19 protein-coding genes and 2 pseudogenes are annotated in these 22,147 nt (G+C 67.4%); 13 read left to right on the plus strand and 8 right to left on the minus strand.

Translation table 11 applies throughout. The features are described 5' to 3' along the window. Positions 1-52 precede the first annotated feature (52 nt). Both MHEC_RS19100 and MHEC_RS19105 read left to right on the plus strand, forming a co-directional pair. A complete protein-coding gene (locus MHEC_RS19100) occupies positions 53-472 on the plus strand; it encodes a hypothetical protein (RefSeq protein ID WP_200902221.1) in 420 nt (139 codons plus the stop codon). Next, positions 469-738, plus strand: coding sequence for a hypothetical protein (locus MHEC_RS19105; protein WP_201399614.1), 270 nt, complete (start codon positions 469-471; stop codon positions 736-738). Before MHEC_RS19100 ends, MHEC_RS19105 begins: the two co-directional genes overlap by 4 nt. Before the next feature lie 38 nt (positions 739-776). Here the strand turns inward: MHEC_RS19105 and MHEC_RS19110 are convergent, their stop codons facing one another. Next, positions 777-2,537 (minus strand): IS1634 family transposase, encoded by a 1,761-nt coding sequence (locus MHEC_RS19110; RefSeq protein WP_201399658.1) that lies wholly within the window; start codon positions 2,535-2,537, stop codon positions 777-779. A 283-nt stretch (positions 2,538-2,820) separates the two neighbouring features. Between MHEC_RS19110 and MHEC_RS19115 the strand changes: the two are divergent. Beyond that, positions 2,821-3,030 (plus strand): annotated as a pseudogene (locus MHEC_RS19115) (integrase core domain-containing protein); the annotation flags it as partial. A gap of 63 nt (positions 3,031-3,093) precedes the next feature. Next, positions 3,094-3,558, plus strand: a complete 465-nt coding sequence (locus MHEC_RS19120; RefSeq protein WP_048893273.1) for a tRNA (cytidine(34)-2'-O)-methyltransferase — start codon at positions 3,094-3,096, stop codon at positions 3,556-3,558. On the opposite strand, the gene MHEC_RS19125 is transcribed toward MHEC_RS19120, so the two are convergent. Continuing rightward, positions 3,559-4,203, minus strand: a complete 645-nt coding sequence (locus MHEC_RS19125; RefSeq protein ID WP_048893272.1) for a nitroreductase family protein — start codon at positions 4,201-4,203, stop codon at positions 3,559-3,561. Positions 4,204-4,225: 22 nt separating this feature from the next. Here MHEC_RS19125 and MHEC_RS19130 point away from each other — a divergent pair, with 22 nt between their 5' ends. Then, the gene (locus MHEC_RS19130; protein WP_048893278.1) at positions 4,226-4,636 is read left to right on the plus strand and encodes a TIGR03667 family PPOX class F420-dependent oxidoreductase; all 411 of its coding nucleotides are present in this window, start codon (positions 4,226-4,228) and stop codon (positions 4,634-4,636) included. 22 nt (positions 4,637-4,658) lie between these two features. Here the strand turns inward: MHEC_RS19130 and MHEC_RS19135 are convergent, their stop codons facing one another. Continuing rightward, the gene (locus MHEC_RS19135) at positions 4,659-5,141 is read right to left on the minus strand and encodes a winged helix-turn-helix transcriptional regulator (protein WP_048893277.1); all 483 of its coding nucleotides are present in this window, start codon (positions 5,139-5,141) and stop codon (positions 4,659-4,661) included. Between the two features lie 95 nt (positions 5,142-5,236). On the opposite strand from MHEC_RS19135, the gene MHEC_RS19140 reads away from it, so the two are divergent. Both MHEC_RS19140 and MHEC_RS19145 read left to right on the plus strand, forming a co-directional pair. Continuing rightward, positions 5,237-5,938, plus strand: coding sequence for an SDR family oxidoreductase (locus MHEC_RS19140; RefSeq protein ID WP_048893271.1), 702 nt, complete (start codon positions 5,237-5,239; stop codon positions 5,936-5,938). A gap of 20 nt (positions 5,939-5,958) precedes the next feature. Further along, positions 5,959-6,384, plus strand: a complete 426-nt coding sequence (locus MHEC_RS19145) for a tautomerase family protein (RefSeq protein ID WP_048893270.1) — start codon at positions 5,959-5,961, stop codon at positions 6,382-6,384. Positions 6,385-6,396: 12 nt separating this feature from the next. Here the strand turns inward: MHEC_RS19145 and MHEC_RS19150 are convergent, their stop codons facing one another. Next, entirely contained in the window at positions 6,397-9,684 is a 3,288-nt protein-coding gene (locus MHEC_RS19150) for an error-prone DNA polymerase (RefSeq protein ID WP_048893269.1), read from the minus strand. 108 nt (positions 9,685-9,792) lie between these two features. On the opposite strand from MHEC_RS19150, the gene otsB reads away from it, so the two are divergent. Together otsB and MHEC_RS19160 are read left to right on the plus strand one after the other, a co-directional pair. Further along, positions 9,793-10,968, plus strand: coding sequence for a trehalose-phosphatase (otsB, locus tag MHEC_RS19155; RefSeq protein ID WP_048893268.1), 1,176 nt, complete (start codon positions 9,793-9,795; stop codon positions 10,966-10,968). Then, entirely contained in the window at positions 10,965-12,152 is a 1,188-nt protein-coding gene (locus MHEC_RS19160) for a serine hydrolase domain-containing protein (RefSeq protein WP_048893267.1), read from the plus strand. The genes otsB and MHEC_RS19160 overlap by 4 nt, the downstream gene beginning before the upstream one ends. A gap of 167 nt (positions 12,153-12,319) precedes the next feature. Here MHEC_RS19160 and MHEC_RS19165 read toward each other — a convergent pair whose 3' ends face one another. Beyond that, a complete protein-coding gene (locus MHEC_RS19165) occupies positions 12,320-13,198 on the minus strand; it encodes a MaoC/PaaZ C-terminal domain-containing protein (RefSeq protein WP_048893276.1) in 879 nt (292 codons plus the stop codon). An 88-nt stretch (positions 13,199-13,286) separates the two neighbouring features. Here MHEC_RS19165 and MHEC_RS19170 point away from each other — a divergent pair, with 88 nt between their 5' ends. The 3 genes from MHEC_RS19170 (at position 13,287) to MHEC_RS19180 (ending at position 17,200) form a co-directional block, all read left to right on the plus strand. Next, positions 13,287-13,997 carry a histidine phosphatase family protein gene (locus MHEC_RS19170; protein WP_048893266.1) on the plus strand — a complete coding sequence of 237 codons (711 nt, stop codon included), beginning with the start codon at positions 13,287-13,289 and terminating at the stop codon, positions 13,995-13,997. Positions 13,998-14,061: 64 nt separating this feature from the next. Beyond that, positions 14,062-16,074: an SDR family oxidoreductase gene (locus MHEC_RS19175; RefSeq protein ID WP_048893265.1), complete on the plus strand. Its 2,013-nt coding sequence runs from the start codon at positions 14,062-14,064 to the stop codon at positions 16,072-16,074. Between the two features lie 97 nt (positions 16,075-16,171). Continuing rightward, complete coding sequence (locus MHEC_RS19180) at positions 16,172-17,200, plus strand: nucleoside hydrolase (RefSeq protein ID WP_048893264.1); 1,029 nt, start codon at positions 16,172-16,174, stop codon at positions 17,198-17,200. A gap of 104 nt (positions 17,201-17,304) precedes the next feature. Here the strand turns inward: MHEC_RS19180 and MHEC_RS19185 are convergent. From MHEC_RS19185 to guaA, 3 genes and pseudogenes are all read right to left on the minus strand, one after another. Beyond that, positions 17,305-18,836 (minus strand): annotated as a pseudogene (locus tag MHEC_RS19185) (DNA polymerase Y family protein). A gap of 39 nt (positions 18,837-18,875) precedes the next feature. Then, positions 18,876-19,514, minus strand: a complete 639-nt coding sequence (locus tag MHEC_RS19190) for a hypothetical protein (RefSeq protein ID WP_048893263.1) — start codon at positions 19,512-19,514, stop codon at positions 18,876-18,878. Between the two features lie 195 nt (positions 19,515-19,709). Next, a complete protein-coding gene (gene guaA / locus MHEC_RS19195; RefSeq protein ID WP_048893262.1) occupies positions 19,710-21,266 on the minus strand; it encodes a glutamine-hydrolyzing GMP synthase in 1,557 nt (518 codons plus the stop codon). 93 nt (positions 21,267-21,359) lie between these two features. On the opposite strand from guaA, the gene MHEC_RS19200 reads away from it, so the two are divergent. Further along, a complete protein-coding gene (locus tag MHEC_RS19200) occupies positions 21,360-22,145 on the plus strand; it encodes a beta-phosphoglucomutase family hydrolase (RefSeq protein ID WP_071700507.1) in 786 nt (261 codons plus the stop codon). Positions 22,146-22,147: the final 2 nt, after the last annotated feature.

The raw sequence follows: 22,147 nt of genomic DNA on the forward strand, positions 1-22,147 counted from the left end.
TCACGGCAGACACGCCGAAGATCACCCGTATATCAAACACGTTTCTGCAGAAATGAGCCTGCGCTACGGGCGGCTCTTTGACGAAACCGTCCGCGCTGACTACGAACGCGCACTCATCCAGGCCAAGGCCCAACTCGGGCCCGTGCTGCCCGAGCGCACCCAGCTGCCCATCACCGACATCAGCAACGGCAGCAATGACTGGAAGGACACCCCCACGATCAAGGCGCGACTGGCCGGCGGATATTGCCTGCGCACCCCCGCCCAAGGAGCCTGCGCCTACGCCAACATCTGCGAGCACTGCCCGAACTTCCGCACCGAATCGACCTTCCTATCGATCCTGGCCACCCAACGCGCCGACGCCGCCGCACTGGCCGCCGACGCCGACGCCCGCGGCTGGGGCGCCGAAGCCACTCGCCACCGCCGTTTGGTCGAACGCCTCGACCAGGTCATGAACCAAACGGACACGCCGTGACCGACGAACCCGCCGTTCGCGTTGAACGCGCCTGTCAGGCACTGCTGACTACCGGCGAGCCCATCACCTTCGACGCCGTGGCCGCCCACACCGGCATCGGCCGCGCCACCCTCTACCGGCGACCCGAACTGCGCGCCATCGTCGAACAACATCGCCAACACGGCCGCGAGGCACTCACTCTCACAGGACTACAAGTCCAAATCGACCAGCTCCGCCTCGCCCTAGGCCGAAGTTGCGGCGGTTTGTCGGTCGGATTTACTGATTGAGCTGGTGTTTTGTTGATTTGTCGGGTCGGTTGTTCTGGCTACGCCACTTGGAGGGGGATGGGGGTCTTGATGAGTTCGAAGGCGCGGCGCTGTTCGGGGGTGGATTCGGCCAGGGTGGGCACGGTGGTGTTGGTGCCGTGGTAGCGAATGTCGTTGCGGGTCAGGGTCGCCAGGTGGGTGAGCAGGCCGCGGAAGCTGCGCAGCGCGGTGCCGTCGGGGGCGTGGCGGGTGGCGGCTTTGGTTTGGGCAGCTTGGGAGCGTTGGGCCGGTGCGACGGGGTTGTCGCGTAGGGGTGGGTGTTCGTCGGTGAAGGTCAGCGGCGCCCAGGCCTGGCGCAGGTGCCAGGTCACATAGCAGGCCAGCATGCAGATCAACACGTGGGCTTTGACCCGTTCGGTGAGCCGGTGGCGGATGGGTCGTAGGTCGAGGTCGTCGGTTTTGATGCTGCGGAAGTCGCGTTCGACGTGGGCCAAGTTCTTGTAGCCGACGACCACGCCTGGGGCGTTGAGGTCGGTGGCGGGCACGCTGGTGCGTAGCACGTAGATGCCATCGAGGGCGGTTTCGGTGTCGATGCCGGCCTGGTTGCGGTGGTAGGTGAGGCTGGTGTCGGTGATGGTGCGCTCAAAGTGCTTGCCCATCTTGTATTTATCGATGATTTTGCCGACGGCTTCCCCGATGCGGCCGGCTCCGGTCAGCCGGCCGGCAGCCACCCGTTCGGCGATGGCGCCCAGGTCGATCTCGGTGGCGGCCAGCAGGGCGGCGCGTTTGCGGGCGCGTTGGGCGGCCAGGGCGGGGTTGCGGCAGGCGATGAGCCGTTCGCCGGGATAGTCGGGGTGGGTGATTTCGGCGAGGTCCTGGGTATCGAACAAGCTCATCTGCAGCGGCCCGTCATCGGCGGCCAGCACGGCGATCTGGGGGGCGCGCAGCGCGGTGAGCCATCCGAAACCAGTTGCGGTGTCTGGGTTGTCATTGAGTTCACGGATTGCGTCGATACGCGCGGAGGTGATCATGCCGCGATCACCGACCAGCACCAACCGATCAAGCCCGAATTGGGTGCGCACCACCTCGACGATGTCGGTGAAGGCGACCGGGTCGGCGGTGTTACCGGCAAACACCCGCACCGCCACCGGGCGGCCGGCTGGATCGGTGAGGATGCCGTATTCGATTTGCGGTAGCCCTTTTTTACCGTCCCTCGAATACCCGCGCAAGGCCAGCTCGCAACACCGTCCGGTCATCCAGGCACTGGTCAGATCAAACAACGCCATCCGCGAGGGATTAGCCTGTGGCCCTAAGTGTTTGGCAGCCAGCTTCTTTTCGATCGTGTCTTGCCGGTCGGCCAGCCAGTCCATCGCAGCGTAGATCTCGTCGGTGGATGCGGTGGCCACATCCAGATCGACCCCCACGGTGGAATCGGCCCACGAGGCCAGCGTGGACAGCTTGGAGGCCGGTTGGATCACCCGGGAGATGATCAGCGCGAACACCAGATCCCTCGACCGGCACGCCGGCCCCAACAACGCCGGAAACCCCAACTGGCGGGCCATCGCAGCTACCGCCGCCACATCCCCATGCGGCAGTGACCGGGTGATCGTGAACTCAGACCCGGCCGGCACCAGCACCTGGCCCTTGAGCGTGCCCTCAACCGCGGCGATCACGTCGGCGGGCAGCTTGGACAGGTTCGCCAGCGTCTCGTGGCGGACTTTCTTGCCGTCTCGATAGGTGCGGCGCACCAGGACCGACTCATAGCGGCGAACGTTGCCCGCCTTGTCCACATACTTGCTCGGTGTTCGGGCTACGTGCATCCGCGCTGGCTTCGCCACCACTCAATGGTAATAGATCAACTCAAGCATATTGTGAATCGACACACGATATTCACTGGCTACATTATCAATCCGCAAACCGACAGAATCTGAGCTCAGCCGTAGATTCCGTCTACCTCACTTGCCGCAACTTCGGCCTAGAAGCCGTCGCTTCCAAGACACGCCGCCACGAAGAGCAACTCCGAAAACTCCACCGCTCCAACCGAGCCAAATAGCCCACCACACCGCGACCACAAACCACGAGCGACCCGGATTGGCCGGATAACCTCAGACGAACGGAAAAGTCGAGCGGTTCAACCGCACCCTGGCTACCGAGTGGGCCTACGCCCAGACCTATCTATCCGAGGCCGACCGAGCCAGTACCTACCAGAACTGGCTGCATCACTACAATCACCACCGACCCCACACCGGCATCGGCGGAAAGACACCAATCGAGCGCCTACGCGTTTACAACCTGCCCGTGAAGAACACCTAGTACCCGTCGGCCTTAGGCCGGTCGCTTCTTGCTGGGTGCCATGGCAGGGAGGCTAGCAGTGTTGTGTTCAAACTGATGTTCGTCTCGCCGCGCATCGCGCCTAACACCGGCAACGCGATCCGCATGGTCGCGGCCACCGGCGCCGAACTGCATTTGGTGGAGCCGCTGGGATTCGACCTGTCCGAGCCCAAGCTGCGCCGCGCCGGCTTGGACTACCACGACCTGGCGTCGGTGTGCGTGCATCCGTGCCTGGACGCCGCGTGGGCTGCGCTGCGGCCGCAGCGGGTGTTCGCGTTCACCGCCCATGCCACCACGCTGTTCACCCAGATCAGCTACCAGAGCGGCGACGTGTTGATGTTCGGGCCCGAACCCACCGGGCTGGATGCCGCAACCTTGGCCGACGCGCACATCACGGAGCGGGTGCGCATACCGATGCTGCCCGGGCGGCGGTCATTGAACCTGTCCAATGCCGCCGCGGTCGCCGTCTACGAGGCGTGGCGCCAGCACGGCTTCGCCGGCGCACACTAGTCACCAGGTGTCCCAGTGCGTGACGGCCTGGGCGGGCAGGCGCTTGGCAGGCTTGAAGTCGGTGCCCTTGGTGTAGGCGATCGGAAGCAGCGCTCCCTGGCTGTACTCGTCGTAGGGAATGCCGAGCACGTCGGCGGCCCGCTTTTCGCCGTCGCCGAGCAGATGCAGCGTCGTCCAGCACGAACCCAGGCCCCGGGAGCGTAGCGCCAGGCAGAAACTCCACACCGCCGGGAACAGCGATGCCCAAAACGACGAGCTCAGCTGCGGTTCGCTTTCCACCCGTCCCTGCAGGCACGGAATCAGCAACACCGGCGCCTCGTGCATGTGCTCGGCGAGGTAGGTTGCCGACTCGCGGACGCGGGGCATGCGCTCGCCACGGGTGTCGCCTTCGGGATAGTGCGGTGGCGGCAGGCTGAGATACCCGCGTGCGTTGCTGAGGTAGATCTCGGCGATCGCCTTCTTCTTGTCGGCATCGGTGACGAACACCCACTGCCAACCCTGCGCGTTGGAGCCGGTGGGTGCCTGCAGCGCCAGTTCCAGGCATTCCGTCAGCACCTCGCGCGGCACCGGCCTGTTGAAGTCGAGGCGTTTGCGTACCGAACGGGTGGTGGTGAGGACTTCATCGACGGACAGGTTCAAGGTCATGGGCGAAGACTACAGTCACGGCATGCCTATCGAACTGACGCAAGAGGTTTCCGAACGACTGCGGACCGACCATTATGGATGGCTCACCACCGTCGCGAAGTCGGGCCAGCCGGTGCCGCGGCTGGTGTGGTTCTACTTCGACGGCGCCGAGCTGACCGTGTACTCCATGCCGCAGGCCGGCAAGATCGCGCACATCAAGGCGCATCCGCGGGTCAGCCTGAACCTGGACTCCGACGGCAACGGCGGGGGCATCATCGTCGTCGGAGGAACCGCAAGGGTGGACGCGACGGAAGTCGACGGCCGCGAGGACGGGCCGTATTGGGCCAAGTACAGCGAGGACGCCGCGGCGTTCGGCTTGACCGATGCACTCGGTGCCTACAGCACCCGACTGAAGATCAACCCAACCCGGGTGTGGACGACGCCGACCGGTTAGGCGCTTTTCCTGGCGAGCCATTCTATGCACCCTCGCGTTGGGCGTTGGCCCGGATCTGGATGTCGCTCGATCGCGACGGCGCGCGATCACCGTCGGGAGTGACGCAGACGCGGACCTCGCGGCCGCTGTCCGCGTCGACGAATGCCAGTGGGCCGCGGCCGTTTTGCAGGTGGGTGTCCCCCCATTGCACCAGGGCGAGGAACACCGGCAGCAGATCCTCGCCCGCCGCGGTCAACCTGTACTCGTCGCGAGCCCGCTGGCCCGGTTCCCGATACGGCAGGCGGCTGATGATCCCCGCCGACTCCAACTGCTTGAGTGCCCGCGAGATCGCGGGGGCCGACGCCCCGACCCGATCGACGAAATCCTCGAAGCGAGTCGTGCCGTAGAAGCACTCGCGGACGACCAAGAAACTCGTCTTGGTACTGAGCAGATCCAAGACCTTTGCCGCGGAGCAGGCGTCCGGCTTCCACCTGCCGCGGTCCTGCAACCGCTTCTCGAACTGCATCGCCACCCCGTCAGCATAACTAACGTTTGCATTACTCAGCTAGTCGTGCTTTGATCTAGCTAACGTTGTCGTTAGTCAGAGAAAGGGTCGGAAGAATGGTTGCGGTAGCGGACAAGGTGGTGGTGGTGACCGGCGGCCGGCGCGGTCTGGGCTCGGCGCTGGTCGACGAGGTACGCCAGCGAGGCGCCCGGAAGGTGTATTCCACTGCGCGGGAAGCCTATTCGGATACGCGTCCGGGTGTGGTGACGCGCGAGCTCGAAGTGCGCTCGCAGGATTCGGTCGCAGCACTCGCCGACGAGGCGGGCGACGCCGAGATCGTGATCAACAATGCCGGCATCCTCTTGCCCGACTCGCTGCTGACCGGACGCATGGAGGACGTCGACGCCACGTTCGACGTCAACGTGTTCGGCCCGCTGCGGGTAGTGCGCGCGTTCGCCCCGATCCTGGCCCGCAACGGCGGCGGCGCGATCGTCAACGTCCACTCCGTGCTGTCCTGGCTCGGCGGCAGCGGCGCCTACGGCGCCTCCAAGGCGGCGGCGTGGTCGCTCACCAACTCGTTGCGTGCCGAGCTGAAGCAGCAGAACACCCAGGTGCTCGGGGTTCACGCGGGTTTCATCGACACCGCCATGGTGGCCGACATCAACTTGCCGAAGACTCCACCGCACGTAGTGGCCGAGCGCATCATCGACGCGTTGGAAGACGGCGCCGTCGAGGTGCTCGCGGACGATGTCACCGTTGCCGCAAAAGCCGCGCTGTCAGGTCCGGTGGAGAACCTGACCTTCGCGCTGGCCCGCTGACCGACAGGAGCGTTATCACCGTGCCGCTCTGGACGATTTACCACACGCCCGGAACCTTCACCGGCGAGGAGAAGCGCCAGCTGGCCGCCTGGATCACCGAACACTATGAGCGGGTGGGGCTTCCGCGGTTTTATGTCGTAACGGTGTTCAACGAAACCCGGCCCGAGGACTTTTATGTCGGCGGCGAGCAGGTCCCGGTCGGCGTTCGCATCGTCATCGATCACATCGCCCGGCACAATCCCGACCAGGCCAGTCGACGGCGCACCGCGCGATGGATCAACGACATGCTGCAGCCGTATCTGAAAGACAAGGCCGATCTGCATTGGGAGTTTCACGTCGACGAGACCAGCGAAGATCTGTGGATGATCAACGGGTTGATCCCGCCGCCGGCAAAATCCGAGGCGGAGCTGGCCTGGGCCAAAGCAAACGCGGCCGCCCCGTATTGAGCTGCGGTGGCGTCAGCGGAAGTCGCGCGACTTCGAGCCGACCCTCAAGGTGAGTTTCGCCAACCGTTCCGCCACAACGGTGACCGCGCCGCTGGCGTTTTGGACCCGACCGCGGACCAGCAGTGCCGCCGCGGTCTGCGCCAGCTTGCGGTGCCGCGCCCAGACCCCCGGTGTGCACAGCACATTGACCATCCCGGTCTCATCCTCGAGGTTGACGAACGTCACCCCCTGCGCCGTCGCCGGCCGCTGCCGATGGGTCACCGCCCCGGCGATCAGCACCCGATCGCCGTCGGGCACACTCAACAGCTTTTCGGCGGGCAGCACGCCCAGCGCGTCCAGGTCCGCCCGCAGGAACTGGGTGGGGTAACTGTCGCTGGAGATGCCGGTGGCCCACACGTCGGCGGCGGCCAGCTCCAGCTCGCTCATTCCCGGCAGCGTCGGAATGTGCGACGACGACCCGACACCGGGCAAGCGGTCCGGTCGTTGGGTGGCGGCGGCCCCGGCCGCCCACAGCGCCTCGCGCCGGGACAGCCCGAAGCAGCTCAGCGCTCCCGCGGTGGCCAGCGCCTCGGCCTGCGGCACCGAAAGCTGCACCCGTGAGGTCAAATCCAGCAGAGAAGTGAACGGGCCGTTGGCTTTTCGCTCCTCGACCATGTTCTCGGCCAAGCCTTCTCCGATATGGCGCACACCGGCCAACCCGAGCCGGACCTCGGTGCCCGCGTTCTCCAGCGTGGCGTGGGCCAGGCTGGCGTTGACGTCGGGGCCGTGCACCACCACGCCGTGCCTGCGAGCATCGGCCACCAGCGACTGCGGTGAGTAGAAGCCCATCGGCTGGGCGCGCAGCAGCGCGGCGCAGAACGCCGCCGGGTGGTGCAGCTTGAACCACGCCGAGTAGAACACCAGCGACGCGAAGGAGAGCGCGTGGCTTTCCGGGAAACCGAAATTGGCGAACGCTTCCAGCTTTTCGTACACCCGGTCGATCACCTCGTCGGGTGCGCCGTGCAGCGCGCGCATACCGTCGTAAAACCGGCCGCGCAGCCGTCGCATCCGTTCGGCGGAGCGCTTGGAACCCATGGCCCGGCGCAGCTGGTCGGCCTCAGCAGCGGAAAACCCGGCGCAGTCGACCGCCAGCTGCATCAACTGCTCCTGAAACAGCGGCACCCCCAACGTTTTTCGCAGCGCGGACTCCATCGACGGGTGGTCGTAGACCACCGGGTCGATGCCGTTGCGCCGCCGGATGTAGGGATGTACCGAGCCGCCCTGGATAGGCCCGGGACGGATCAGCGCGACTTCGACCACCAGGTCGTAGAACACCCGCGGCCGCAGCCGTGGCAGGGTGGCCATCTGCGCGCGCGACTCCACCTGGAACACCCCGACGGAATCGGCACGTGCCAGCATCTCATAAACCGCCGGCTCGGAGAGATCGAGCTTGGCCAGGTCCACGTCGATGCCTTTGTGTTCGGCCACCAGGTCGATGGCGTAGTGCAGCGCGGAGAGCATGCCCAGCCCAAGCAGATCGAATTTCACCAAACCGATTGCCGCGCAGTCATCTTTGTCCCACTGCAACACGCTACGGTTTTGCATGCGCGCCCACTCCACCGGGCACACGTCGGCGATCGGGCGGTCGCAGATCACCATGCCGCCGGAGTGAATCCCCATGTGCCGCGGCAGGTTGGCGATCTGGGTGGCCAACTCGATCACCTGCTCGGGGATGCCTTCGATATCGGGGGAATCGGCGAGCCCGTCCCAGTGGCTGATCTGCTTGCTCCACGCGTCCTGCTGGCCCTGCGAAAAGCCCAGGGCACGGGCCATGTCGCGCACCGCGATCCGGCCACGGTAGGTGATCACGTTGGCGACCTGCGCGGCATAGTCCCGGCCGTATTTGTCGTAGACGTACTGGATGACCTTTTCGCGCTGGTCGGACTCGATGTCGATGTCGATGTCGGGCGGTCCGTCACGGGCGGGCGACAGAAAACGCTCGAACAGCAGCTCGTTGGCCACCGGATCAACGGCGGTAATACCCAGGGCGTAGCAGACCGCGGAGTTGGCCGCCGATCCCCTGCCCTGGCATAAGATGTTGTTTTCCCGGCAGAACCGGGTGATGTCGTAGACCACCAGGAAATAACCCGGAAACTTCAGCTGGGCAATGACATTCAGCTCGTGCTCGATCTGCGCGTAGGCCTGACGTGCTTTTTCCGGCGGCCCGTAGCGGTCCCGGGCGCCGGTGAGTGTCAGCTCGCGCAGCCAGCTGTCTTCGGTATGCCCGGCTGGAACGTCGAACGGCGGCAGCTGCGGAGCGATCAGCGCCAGCCCGAAAGCGCACTGCTCGCCGAGTTCCGCCGCGGCGGTCACCGCCTCGGGGCACCACGCGAACAGCCGGGCCACCTCTTCCCCGGAGCGCAGGTGTGAGCCGCCCCGCGGAGCCAGCCACCCGGCGGCCTCGTCCAGGGATTGGCGGGCCCGGATCGCGCCCATGGCCATCGCCAGCCGGGCACGCGACGGCGCAGCGAAATGCGCGCCGGTGGTGGCGACCACGCCGACACCGAACCTCCCGGCGAGCGCCGCCAGTGCGGCGTTGCGTTCGTCGTCGACGGGCTGGCCATGGTGGGTCAACTCGACGCTGACCCGCTCTGTCCCGAACCGGTCCACCAGGTCGGCCAGCGCCTTCGCCGCTGCTTCCGGCCCACCGTCGGAAAGCGCCTGGCGCACATGGCCTTTGCGGCAACCGGTCAAGATGTGCCAATGACCGCCCGCCGCGTCGGTCAGTGCATCGAAGTCGAAGCGCGGCTTGCCTTTCTCGCCGCCGGCCAGGTGCGCCGCGGCCAGCTGCCGTGACAATCGTCGATAGCCTTCCGGACCGCGGGCCAGCACCAGCAGGTGCGGGCCCGGCGGATCCGGCTCGTCGGTGCGGGCACCGGCCCCCAAGGACAGTTCGGCGCCGAACACGGTAGCCACGCCTAGTTCTGCGGCTGCTTCGGCGAATCGGACCGCGCCGTAGAGGCCGTTGTGATCGGTCAGCGCGATGGCGCGCAGATCCAGCCGCGCAGCCTCTTCGACCAGCTCCTCGGGTGTGCTGGCCCCGTCGAGGAAGCTGAACGCCGAATGCGTATGCAATTCGGCGTAGCCGACCGACGAACGCCCCGGCCGGGGCTCAGCAGGCGGCTGGTATCGCCCGCGCCGCCGCGACGACGGGGCGTCGTCGGCCGGCGCGGCGGCCACCGGCGCGCCGGCCCGGCGCGGCTTGCCGTCGAGCACCCGCTCCATCTCCGCCCAACTGGGCGGCCCGTTGCCCCAGCCCATGCCCGGCAGTATATCGAACTAATGTTCGAATAATAATGGCCGGGGCGATGCTGACCGCACCGGCGTGACTAGCGTGGCCAGCGAAGCGTTCACCACGGAAGGCGGTCAATGCCGGTCATCATCGACCCGCGTCGTCACGACGCAGTGCTGTTCGACCTCGACAATCTGGCGACCGACGCCATGGCGGCGCTGCGACGCCGGCTGGGCGACGTCGGCCTGCGCGCCGGCGACGTAGCCGGACCGCCCGAGGCCACCACGTTCGTCGACGCCGCCGACCGGCTGGGAGCGCGCCCGGGCCGGTGCGTGGTCGTCGCGGCGACCGGACCCGCTGTCGCGGCCGCCCGGGCCGGCGGATTCGCATTGGTGGTCGGCGTCGGTGCGGACGCCGACGAGTTGCGCCGCAACGGTGCCGACGCGGTGGTCACCGGGCTCGGCGAGGTCCGCGTGCGCGCCGGGGATAGGCGGATGTCGGAGCTGCCCGACGGGCTGCAGGCCTTGAGCGTGGTGGCCGCGCGGCCGCCAGTGGTGTTCTTCGATTTCGACGGAACCCTTTCAGACATTGTCGACAATCCCGACGCCGCCCAGCTGACGGCGGGTGCGGCCGAGGCACTGAGGTTGTTGACGGCGCAGTGCCCGGTTGCCGTGCTGTCCGGCCGTGACCTGGCCGATGTGCGCCAGCGGATCGGGCTGGCGGGCATCTGGTATGCGGGCAGTCATGGTTTCGAGCTGACCGCACCCGATGGCGAGCACCACCAAAACGACGAGGCGGCCACCGCGATCCCGGTGCTGCGGCGCGCGGCCGCCGAGCTTGGCGCGCAGCTTGACGATCTCTCCGGCGTCGTGGTGGAACACAAGCGATTCGGTGTCGCCGTGCACTACCGCAACGCAGCCCGCGACCGGGTCGGCGACGTGCTGGCCGCCGTGCGAGCCGCCGGCCGGCGCAACGCGCTTCGGGTGACGACCGGGCGTGAGGTCATCGAGCTACGCCCAGACGTGGACTGGGACAAAGGAAAGACGCTGCACTGGGTGCTCGGCCATATCCGTGAGGCGGCCCCCGGGCAGTTGTTGCCGATCTACCTGGGCGACGATATTACCGACGAAGACGCATTCGACGCGGTGCGCGGCGACGGAATCGCAATCGTGGTGCGCCACGGCGAGGACGGTGACCGTCCCACCGCAGCGCATTACGGGCTGGACAGCCCGCGACAGGTCGTGCAGTTCACCGAGCAGCTGGCCCGCCACATCCGCGCGAGTGCCGAAACATCAGATCAGGATCGGTCATGACCATCTCCCGGCACCTGGGTTCAGTGGTATGCCTTCTCGCCGTGGCCGCGCTGGCCTGCTCACCGAAAGGCAATGCACCCGCCGCCCCGTGGTGGGGCGCCTCCGCAAATCCGGCCAAGGCCCGGGCGGTGATGAGGATTGTCGGCGACACGATGGCACAGGCCCACCTCAAGGCGGCGATCGTCCGTGTCACCGTGGACGGCAAGGAAATCGTCACCCAGGCACTCGGCGAGTCGATGACCGGTGTGCCGGCCATGCCGAGCATGTTCTTCCGGAACGGCGCGGTAGCGACGTCCTACATCGCCACGCTGCTGCTCAAACTCGTCGACGACAAGAAGCTGAGTCTGGACGACAAACTGTCGACATGGCTGCCCGATATCCCCAACGCCGACCGGGTGACCCTGGGCCAGTTGGCCCGCATGACCTCCGGCTACCCGGACTACGCGAACGCTGACTTCAACGCGGCGATAGCCGCCGATCCGTTCCGGCAATGGACCCCTGAGCAACTGCTCGGCTACGCGGTCACCAAGCCGTTGCTCTACGAACCCGGTACCAACTGGAACTTCGCCCGCACCAACTACGTGCTGCTGGGACTGGCGCTGGAAAAAGCCACTGGTGAGGAGCTGCCGAAACTGTTGCGCGACAGGGTGCTCGGTCCGCTTGCCTTGGTCAACACCGCCAACTCATACACCCCCGACATCCCCGTTCCGACGCTGCACACATTCACCTCGGAACGCCGTAGGGCGCTTGGAATACCTTCCGGCACACCATTTTACGAAGATTCGACGTACTGGAACCCGTCCTGGACCATGGCGCGGGGCGCGGTGCAGACCACCAATATCTACGATCTGGAGGCCACCGCGGTCGGCATCGGCTCGGGCAAGCTGCTGTCGGCGCAGTCCTATAAGGCGATGGTCTCCCCAGCCCTGCGCGGTAAAGCGCCGGGCGACACCTACGGGCTCGGGATCGTGATCTCCGGGGATTGGCTGCTGCAAAATCCGATGTTCGCCGGGCAGGCAGCCGTCGAGGCCTACCTTCCGTCGCAAAAGATCGCGATCGCGGTCGCGGTGACCTACCGTCCTGACGCGTTCGACGCCCAGGGCCGCTACCGCAACGAAGCCGAGACCCTGTTCCGCAAGATCGGCGCCGAGATGGCCCCCAACGATGCCCCGCCCGTGAGGTAGTCAGGTCTTTTCGTCCTCGTCCCCGCGCGAGACGGCTCGACGGCGGCCCTACGGCGACCGCACCGCGCCGGACGTCGAGGTGGGGCGCTAAGGACGGTCGGTCTCCTGCCCGTCGCACCGGTGAGTGCGAACGCCATCGTCGCTGACCGCACACCACCGCGCCGAAATCAGCTCAGGTATTCCACCGCGCCGTCGTCGAGCACCACCCGCGCGGCCCCCTCCCCGGCGCCGTCGCCGCCACAAGCCTCGGTGCGGTACACGGCCTTGCCGGGTTCGGTGCGCCAGATCAAGGTGGTCAGCGTCTCACCGGGAAAGACCGGCGCGGTGAACCGCGCGGCGATCGAGGTGATCCTGGTGGCGTCGCCGCCGCCCAGCTCGGCGACCAGCGCGCGACCCGCCACGCCGTAGGTGCACAGCCCGTGCATGATCGGCTTGGGAAAGCCGGCCATCTCCCGGGCGAACCAGGGGTCGCTGTGCAGCGGGTTGCGGTCGCCGGAGAGCCGGTAGATCAACGGCAGATCCTCGCGCGTGGGCAACGAGATTCGCGCGTCCGGCTCGCGGTCGGGAACGTCCGGCGCGGCCGGGCGCTGACCCGGCTTTCCGCCGAAGCCCCCGGCCCCGCGGATGACCAGCGTGGTGAGCGTTTCGGCGACCAGTGTCCCGGTGTCGGGGTCGGTGCCGCGGCCGCGCAGGACGATGATCGCGTTCTTGCCCGGGCCCTTGTCCTGGATGTCGGCCACCTCGGAGACCACGGACAGCTTTCCCGCGGGTTGCAGCGGCTGATGCAGCCGGATGGTCTGCGAGCCGTGTAAGAGCATGGCCCAGTTGAATGTTCCGATCTTCGCCGCGGCGCCAAAGGCGGGACAACAGATCACCGCGTAGGTGGGCAGCACCTGCTGGGTGATGCCGTGACTGTTTTCCGTGGTGAACGACAGATCCTCGGTCCCAGCGCCGACACCCAGTGCATACAGCAAGGTGTCGCGGTCGGTCCACTCGAACAGCGTCGGCTCTGTCACCGCACCGATGGCATTGGGGTCGATCGCCATCACGGCCTCCTCTCGCTCACGTCCGCAGGGCCGAGGCCATTCCACCAAATCGTTCCCGCCGACCCCGCTGACAAGGCAGGCTATCGCCATGGCGAACCGCATCCGCACCGTCATCTGCAAGGCAGCGGCCGTACTCGTCGCGACCATGTCCGTCGGCGCCTGTTCCGGGGGAACAGCGCACGTGCGCACCATCACCTTGACCTTCGTCCGGCACGCACAGGCGGAGAACAATGCCAACAAGGTCATCGACACCACCGTGCCCGGCCCCGGCCTGAGCCACGACGGCCAGGACCAGGCCCAGCGGCTGGCCCACCAACTCGCCCGCAACGGCTACGACGGGGTCTACGCCTCCACCATGGCCCGAACGCAACAGACCGCCGCACCGTTGGCCGCGGAGCTGGGCAAGCAGGTGGAGGTCCTGCCCGGGCTGCGGGAGATCGACGCCGGCTGGTACGACGGCGAGCCGCAGTCAATGGCCGACTCGACTTATCTGCTGGCACCGAAGGACTGGCTCAACGGCGACCGCAAAGACGCCATCCCGGGCTCGATCGACGGCAACCGATTCAACAATGAGTTCGGCGCGGCGGTCCAGAAGATCTACGACAGCGGCAACAGCAAGCCGATCGCCTTCTCGCATGGCTACGCGATCATGGTGTGGACGTTGATGAATGCCAAGAACGGCCGCAACAGCCTGATGACCGAGCATCCGCTGCCCAACATCGGCAAGGTGGTGCTGACCGGCAGCCCGGCAACCGGCTGGACACTGGTCGATTGGGACGGCATCCGCCAGTTCAACTAAGAGCACTGACGATCCCGTCACACGGTGTTGACGTTGCCGGGCGCGACCGGCCACGATAGCTCGCATGCGATATGTCGTTACCGGCGGTACCGGGTTTATCGGGCGGCGGGTGGTGTCACGACTGCTGGACACCCGGCCGGACGCCGAGGTGTGGGTGCTGGTGCGCCGCCCGTCACTGAGCCGCTTCGAACACCTGGCCGCCGACTGGGGTGAGCGGGCAAAACCCCTCGTCGGCGACCTGATTGCGGCCAACCTGGACCTGACGGACCGCGCCGTGGCCGAGCTGGGAAACGTCGACCATGTGGTGCACTGCGCTGCCGTCTATGACATCAGCGCCGACGAGCCCGCGCAGCGGGCCGCCAATGTCGAGGGCACCCGGGCCGTGACCGAGCTGGCGCGCCGGCTCGACGCAACCTTGCATCACGTGTCGTCGATCGCGGTGGCCGGCGAGTTCCCTGGCGAGTACACCGAAGCCGATTTCGACGTCGGTCAGCGGCTGCCGACGCCCTATCACCAGACCAAGTTCGAGGCTGAGCTGCTGGTCCGCTCGACGAAGGGGCTGCGTTACCGCGTGTACCGCCCGGCGGTGGTGGTCGGCGACTCACGCACCGGGGAGATGGACAAGATCGACGGCCCCTACTATTTCTTTCCGGCGCTGGCGAAGCTTGCGGTGTTGCCGCGGTTTACCCCGATCATGTTGCCGGACACCGGGCGCACCAACATCGTGCCGGTCGACTACGTCGCCAACGCGCTGGTGGAATTAATGCACGCCGAGGGCCGCGACGGGCAGACATTCCATCTGACCGCACCGAAAACCGTTGGACTGCACGGGATTTACCGCGGCGTTGCCGAGGCGGCCGGGTTGCCGCCGCTGCGCGGGTCGCTGCCGCGCTCCGTCGCCACCCCGGTGCTCAAGGCCCGTGGTCGCGCCAAGGTGGTGCGCAACATGATGGCAGCGCAGTTGGGTATTCCCGCCGAGGTCCTCGACGTCGTCGACCTGAAACCCACCTTCATCTCCGACGAGACACGGAAGGTGTTGCGCGACAGCGGTATCGAAGTGCCCGAGTTTGCGACATACGCGCCTAAGCTGTGGCGGTACTGGGCTGAGCATCTCGACCCGGACCGGGCCCGTCGAGGCGACCCGGACGGACCGCTGGTGGGCCGGCACGTCATCATCACCGGGGCGTCCAGCGGGATCGGCCGGGCCTCGGCGATCGCGGTGGCGGCACGGGGTGCGACGGTGTTCGCGCTGGCCCGCAACGCCGAGGCGCTCGACGAGCTGGTCGCCGAGATCCGCGCGGCCGGAGGCCAAGCGTACGCCTTCACCTGCGATGTCACCGATGCCGCGTCGGTGGAGCACACCGTCAAGGACATCTTGGGCCGCTTCGACCACGTCGACTACCTGGTCAACAACGCCGGCCGGTCGATCCGCCGCTCGGTGGTCAACGCATGCGACCGGATGCACGACTACGAGCGGATGATGGCGGTCAACTACTTCGGCGCGGTGCGGATGGTGTTGGCGCTGCTGCCGCACTGGCGCGAACGCCGGTTCGGCCACGTCGTCAACGTCTCCAGCGGAGGTGTGCAGGCCCGCAGTCCCAAGTACAGCGCCTACCTGCCGAGCAAGGCCGCGCTGGACGCCTTTTCGGAGGTGGTCGCTTCCGAGACGCTGTCAGACCACATCACGTTCACCAACATCCACATGCCGCTGGTGGCCACGCCGATGATCGTGCCGTCGCGGCGGCTCAATCCGGTGCCGCCGATCAGCGCCGAGCACGCGGCGGCGATGGTGGTGCGGGCACTGATCGAGAAGCCGGCCCGTATCGACACCCCGCTGGGCACGCTCGCCGAGACCGGCCACTACTTCGCGCCGAAGCTGTCGCGGCGAGTCCTGCATCAGCTCTATCTCGGCTACCCGGATTCGCCGGCGGCGCTTGGGCTGGCACCGCCCGAACCGGTTGCAAGGCAAGAGTCCTCGCGTCGTCGACCCAAGCGGCCGGTCCGAGCTGTCACCCGCATGCGGGCACCTCGACCGCTCAAGCGGGCGGTCCGGCTGGTGCCGGGGTTGCACTGGTAGTGACCGGCATCGGTCGTCTGCGCCGCACCCGCGCTGGATGACGTGCTGAGCATCACCCCTGCTCCGGCCTGGTCGGCCCCGGGGTATCGTTGCCGTGATGAACGCAGTGTCACCGGTTTTCGCCGACGTCGACACCGGCGTGGACGACGCGATCGCGCTGGTCTATCTGCTGGCCAGCCCGGACGCCGAACTGGTCGGCATTGCCTCGACAGGAGGAAACGTTGGGGTAGACCAGGTTTGCCTCAACAACCTCGGTCTGCTCGAGCTGTGCCGAGCCGACGACGTGCCGGTGTCCAAGGGTGCCGGCCAGCCGCTGGGTTCTCCGTTGAGTAAGCCGGGAAAAGCTCACGGCCCCAATGGCTTAGGGTACGCCGAGTTGCCCCCTGGCGATCGCCGGCTCACGGACTACGACGCCGCGACGGCGTGGGTCCGGGCCGCGCGGGCCCACGCCGGAGAGCTGATCGGCGTGGCCACCGGGCCGCTGACCAACCTGGCGCTGGCCCTGCGCGCCGAGCCGGCACTGCCGAGGCTGCTGCGCCGGCTGGTGATCATGGGCGGCGCCTACGACTACCGCGGCAACACCAATCCGGTGGCCGAGTGGAACATCAAGGTGGACCCCGAGGCCGCGGCCGAGGTCTTCGCTGGCTGGTGCGTTGAGCCGCAGCAACTTCCGATCCTGTGCGGATTGGACTTGACCCGGCATATCGTGATGACGCCCGAGACCTTGGCCAGGCTGGCGGCCGCCGCGGACTCGACGACCACGGCAATGAGTCCTGACGACCGACGTGGCCTCCGTTCGTCGGCATCCAACCCGCTGATCCGGGTGATCGAAGACGCGATGCGGTTCTACTTCGAGGCCCACGTAGACCAGGGCCACGGCTATGTGGCGCACCTGCACGATCCGCTGGCGGCCGCGGTCGCGCTGGACCCCGGCTTGATACGGACACAGCCGGCCACGGTCGACGTCGAGTTGACCGGAACACTGACCCGCGGTATGACGGTGACCGACTGGTCGGGTAGCTGGGGCCGAAAACCTAACGCACTCATCGGTATTGGTGTCGATCCGACGAAGTTCTTCGACCGGTTCATCGACCGGGTGAGTCTGTTCGCACGACAGCTCGGCTGACGCCGAACGTGCACTGATGGCGGGATTTTCGCGATTTTCCGCCATGGCTACACGTTCGGTGCGACGGGACCGGCCTTGAGCTGCGCCGTGGAATCTCGATCCGGCTATTCGTAGATTCCTTCCAGGTACCAACGCCTTTGGCGGTAGCACAGCAGCAGCGCGCGCTCACTCTCCAACAGCACCTGGGCACGGGCGGTGCGGCCCCGGGTCTGCTCTGGATCCCACCACCGCTCGTCGACGGGCCAGGGTCCGGCCCACCACCGCAGCCTGTCGTCACGACCGTGAGCGGTCAACCGTGCCGGATCAGCCGAGAACAGCCCCCGGCTGGTCACCCGCACCGGATTTCCCTGGGCGTCAAGCAGTTCCACCGGATCGTCGAGCAGCACCGTCGGCGACGGCTCGGGCAGCTGACCGGGCCATGGCCGGCGTGGGTCGGCCCGGGCCACCGGCTCGTCGCCCAGCGGTGTCAGCGTGATGCGTTCGGCGGGCCCGCGACCCCCGGACAGCACCGGCACCTGCACCGCCTCCGGGCCGAGCAGGCCCTGCACCCGCACCAGGGGCCCGGCGCGCCCGCATCCTGTCTTCCTCACCGAGACCGCCCCATAACGGCAACTGCAGCGCCTCGGCGGACACCACCTCGATTGGCCGCAGCCGCAGCAGCGTCACCGGCGCGGTCGGCCGCTCGCCGGCGGTCCGGTTGTTCAGCCACCCGTCAAGCTGCCAGCGCACCCGATCGGCGGTGGCATCGTCGGTCAGCGGCTCGGCACACCGCCACACCCGTTGCAGCTCTTCGCCGTTGGTGGTGACGGCATGGATGGCCAGCCGGGTGCAGCCCATCCCGGCAGCCATCAACGTCTGGTGCAGTGTGGCGGCCAGCGAGCGCCCGGCGAATGCCGCGGCATCGACCCGCTCGATCGGCGGATCGCAGTGCAGCACGGCGTCGAGGTCCGGGGGGCGGTTCACGCCCGCACGGAGCGCGCTCCGGCTCTCCGCGGGCGAATCGGTGCGCGGCCACCGCGTCGGCGCCGAACCGGGATGCCACGTCGGTACGCGGCAGCGCGGCGAACTGCCCGATGGTGCGAATTCCCATCCGCCACAACAGGTCCACCAGTTCTTCGCGGCCCGGGCCGGACAGACTGGGCTCGGTGGCCAGTTGACGGATCGACAGCGCCGACAAAAACCGCGCGTCTTGTCCCGGCTCCACGATCCGGCCCGCCCGCGCGGCGAAGACCGCGGTGGACAACTGGTCGGCGACGCCGACCTGACACTCGGCGCCGGCCGCGGCCACCGCGTCGGTCAACCGCTCGGCCGCCTGCTGCTCGGAACCGAAATAGCGGGCCGCCCCGCGCACCGATAACACCACCAACCCAGGCCGCAGCACCTCGGCGCCGGGCACCAGATCGTCCACCGCCGCGATCACCCGCTCGAACAAGCGGGCATCGCGGTCGGTGTCCGCGGTTACCACGTGTAGTTGCGGGCAGCGGGCCGCCGCCTCCCGCCGCCGCAGGCCGCGCACCACCCCCGCCGACCGGGCCGCCGACGAGCAGGCGATCACCCGGTTGGCCAGGGCGACCGCGACCGGGGCCGTCGCGGGTAGGCCTGCGGCCGCCGCCGCGGCGACCGCAGGCCAGTCCATGCACCAGATCGCCAGCACCCGGGAGGACACCGGCCCGCCTCACCCCGTCCGCGCCCTGATCGCGCGGCCCCGGGTGTGCACGTCGAGCAGGACCCTGCTGATCCGTCCGAATCCGGGAGTGGCTGTGCCACAGGTGGTTTCGTAACCACAGACCCGGGCCTCCAGTCGCATCGACGCCCCGTGCCAATCGCCGTCGGTGACCAGCAGGGTGCAGTCTTTCTGACGGGCGCGGGCCGTCACCGCCCGTGCCCGGGTCAGCGGCACCGAGCGTCCAGCTAGGCCGAGGACAACCAGGTCCATCCCGTCCATGAGCACCGCGGCGATCTCCACCGGATCGGTCCCGGGATCGGGGATCACCGCGAGCCGGCTCAGGTCCGTCCCCATCTCCACCGCGGCCAGCAAACCGATGTCCGGCTGGCCCACGATCGCCGCGTTCCCGCCGGCAGCCGTCACCGCGGCCACCATGCCCAGCAGTAGCGACCGGGCTCCCGAGACCACCGCGACCGTTCCACGCGGCAGCGCGCCGGGCAGCGTCTCGGCCAGCAGCCGCGGGAGAGGAAGCGTGGTTTCCGACTCCGGCAGCAAGTCCCTCGACTCGCCCTTCCCAGACACCGCCGCCATCTGCCGACGCAGCAGTTTCAGCTGCTCAGCGCGGTCTTGAACTGCAACCGCTGTCATAGGTAACTCACCGGTTCTCGAATATATGTTCGATCATCCGTGAGTCAACACCTGCCCACCGACAACCGTCAAGCAACAAAAGGGGCCGCTTTATGCCATCGATACAGGTGAGGCAAATGGTGTTGCGGTGGGCCGGCACGGCGCGCGGATTCGCCCGGGGCTGAAGCCAACTGGTTGGGTATCGCTCAAAGCCCGCTACTCCCATTCGATGGTGGCCGGCGGCTTGCTGGTGATGTCCAGCACCACGCGATTGACCTCGGCGACCTCGTTGGTGATCCGGGTGGAGATGCGCTCCAGCACGTCGTAGGGCACCCGGGTCCAGTCGGCGGTCATGGCGTCCTCGCTCGACACCGGGCGCAACACGATCGGGTGCCCGTAGGTCCGGTCATCGCCCTGCACCCCAACCGAGCGGATGTCGGCCAGCAGCACCACCGGGCACTGCCAGATCTGGCTGTCCAGACCCGCCGCAGAGAGCTCCTCACGCGCGATCGCATCAGCACGCCGCAGGATGTCCAGCCGCGCCGCCGTAACCTCACCGACGATCCGAACCGCCAGACCCGGACCCGGAAAAGGTTGGCGCGAAACGATTTCCTCCGGCAACCCCAGCTCCCGGCCCACCGCGCGCACCTCGTCTTTGAACAGCAGCCGCAGCGGTTCGACAAGCTTGAACTTCAAGTCGCCGGGCAGCCCGCCGACGTTGTGATGGCTTTTGATGTTCGCCGTGCCGCTGCCGCCACCGGACTCCACCACGTCCGGATACAGAGTGCCCTGCACCAAGAACTCGACCTCGGTATCACGGGATACCACGTCTCGCACCGCGCCCTCGAAGGCCCGGATGAATTGCCGGCCGATGATCTTGCGCTTCCCCTCGGGGCTGGTCACCCCGGTCAGCGCCGCAAGGAAGGTCGCCGCCGCGTCGACGGTGACGAGGTTGGCGCCGGTGGCGGCGACAAAATCGCGTTGCACCTGTGCGCGTTCTCCGGCGCGCAGCAGCCCATGGTCGACGAACACGCAGGTCAGCCGGTCACCGATAGCGCGCTGCACCAGTGCGGCGGCCACGGCCGAATCCACCCCGCCGGACAGGCCGCAGATCGCATGCCCCGTACCGATCTGGCCCCGCACCTGTTCGACGAGCGTGTCAGCGATGTTGGCGGGCGTCCAGTCCGCGCCGATGCCGGCGAACTCGTGCAGAAACCGGCTAAGTACCTGCTGCCCATGCGGGCTGTGCATCACCTCGGGGTGGTATTGCACCCCGGCAAGGCGTCGGGCGCGGTCCTCGAACGCGGCCACCGGAGAACCCACGCTGGTGGCCACCACCGCGAATCCCTGGGGTGCTGCGATGACGGAATCACCGTGGCTCATCCACACGGGCTGGGTGGCGGGCAAGTCGGCATGGAGATCGCCGCCGGTGACGGTCAGCTCGGTGCGGCCGTACTCACTGGTGCCGGTACGCGCGACGGTCCCGCCGAGGGTCTGCGCCATGGCCTGAAAGCCGTAGCAGATACCGAACACCGGGACGTTCAGGTCAAAAAGCGCCGGGTCGAGCCGCGGGGCGCGCTCGGCGTAGACGCTGGCCGGTCCGCCGGAGAGCACGATCGCCTGGGGGTCGCGCGCCTTGATTTCTGCGACTGTCGTGGTGTGCGGGATGACCTCGGAGAACACGTGCGCTTCGCGCACCCGTCGGGCGATCAACTGGGCATACTGCGCACCGAAGTCGACCACCAGCACGGGCCGAGATGATGCGGATTCCACCGGCTCAGTCTAGGTGCGACACGGGCACCCGACCGCGCCACAAGCATCGACTTGCACTCGTGCACGCGAAAGCGCCGCCTGGCGATGCATGGCATGGTGAAGTGGTATCGCCGTGATTGCCCTCAGCCGGAAGCGAGGTGGCCTGTGCTGGGTCTGCCAGATACGGTGCACGCGTGTCTGTTCGACCTTGACGGTGTGCTGACGGACACCGCCAGCGTGCACACCAAGGCCTGGAAGGCCATGTTCGACGACTATCTTCGCCAACGCGCCGACCGCACCGGCGAAAAGTTCGTGCCGTTCGATCCCGCCGCGGACTACCGGCAATATGTCGACGGCAAGAAACGCGAAGACGGGGTCCGCTCGTTTCTGGCCAGCCGCGGTATCGAACTGCCCGAAGGCAGCCCGGACGATCCGCCCGACGCGGAAACCGTTTGCGGCCTGGGCAACCGTAAAAACGAAGTGTTTCAGCAGACGCTGCACAAAGACGGCGTCGAGGTGTTCGACGGTTCCCAGCGCTATCTGGAGGCGGTCGCCGATGCCGGTCTGGCCGTGGCGGTGGTTTCCTCCAGCGCCAACACCCGAGACGTACTGAAGATCACCGGCCTCGACCGGTTCGTCCAGCAGGTCGTGGACGGCGTGACCTTGAAAGAGGAAAACCTCGCCGGAAAGCCGGCCCCGGACTCGTTCCTGCGCGCGGCCGACCTGCTCGGGGTCGAACCCGGCGCGGCGGCGGTGTTCGAGGACGCCCTGTCCGGCGTGGCGGCGGGCCGGGCGGGAAACTTTGGCTATGTGGTGGGCATCGACCGGCTGGGCCAGGCAGAGGACTTGCGCCGCAACGGCGCCGACATCGTCGTCACCGACCTCGCGGAACTGCTGTAGGG

The organism is Mycobacterium heckeshornense (assembly GCF_016592155.1).
GTDB lineage: Bacteria > Actinomycetota > Actinomycetes > Mycobacteriales > Mycobacteriaceae > Mycobacterium > Mycobacterium heckeshornense.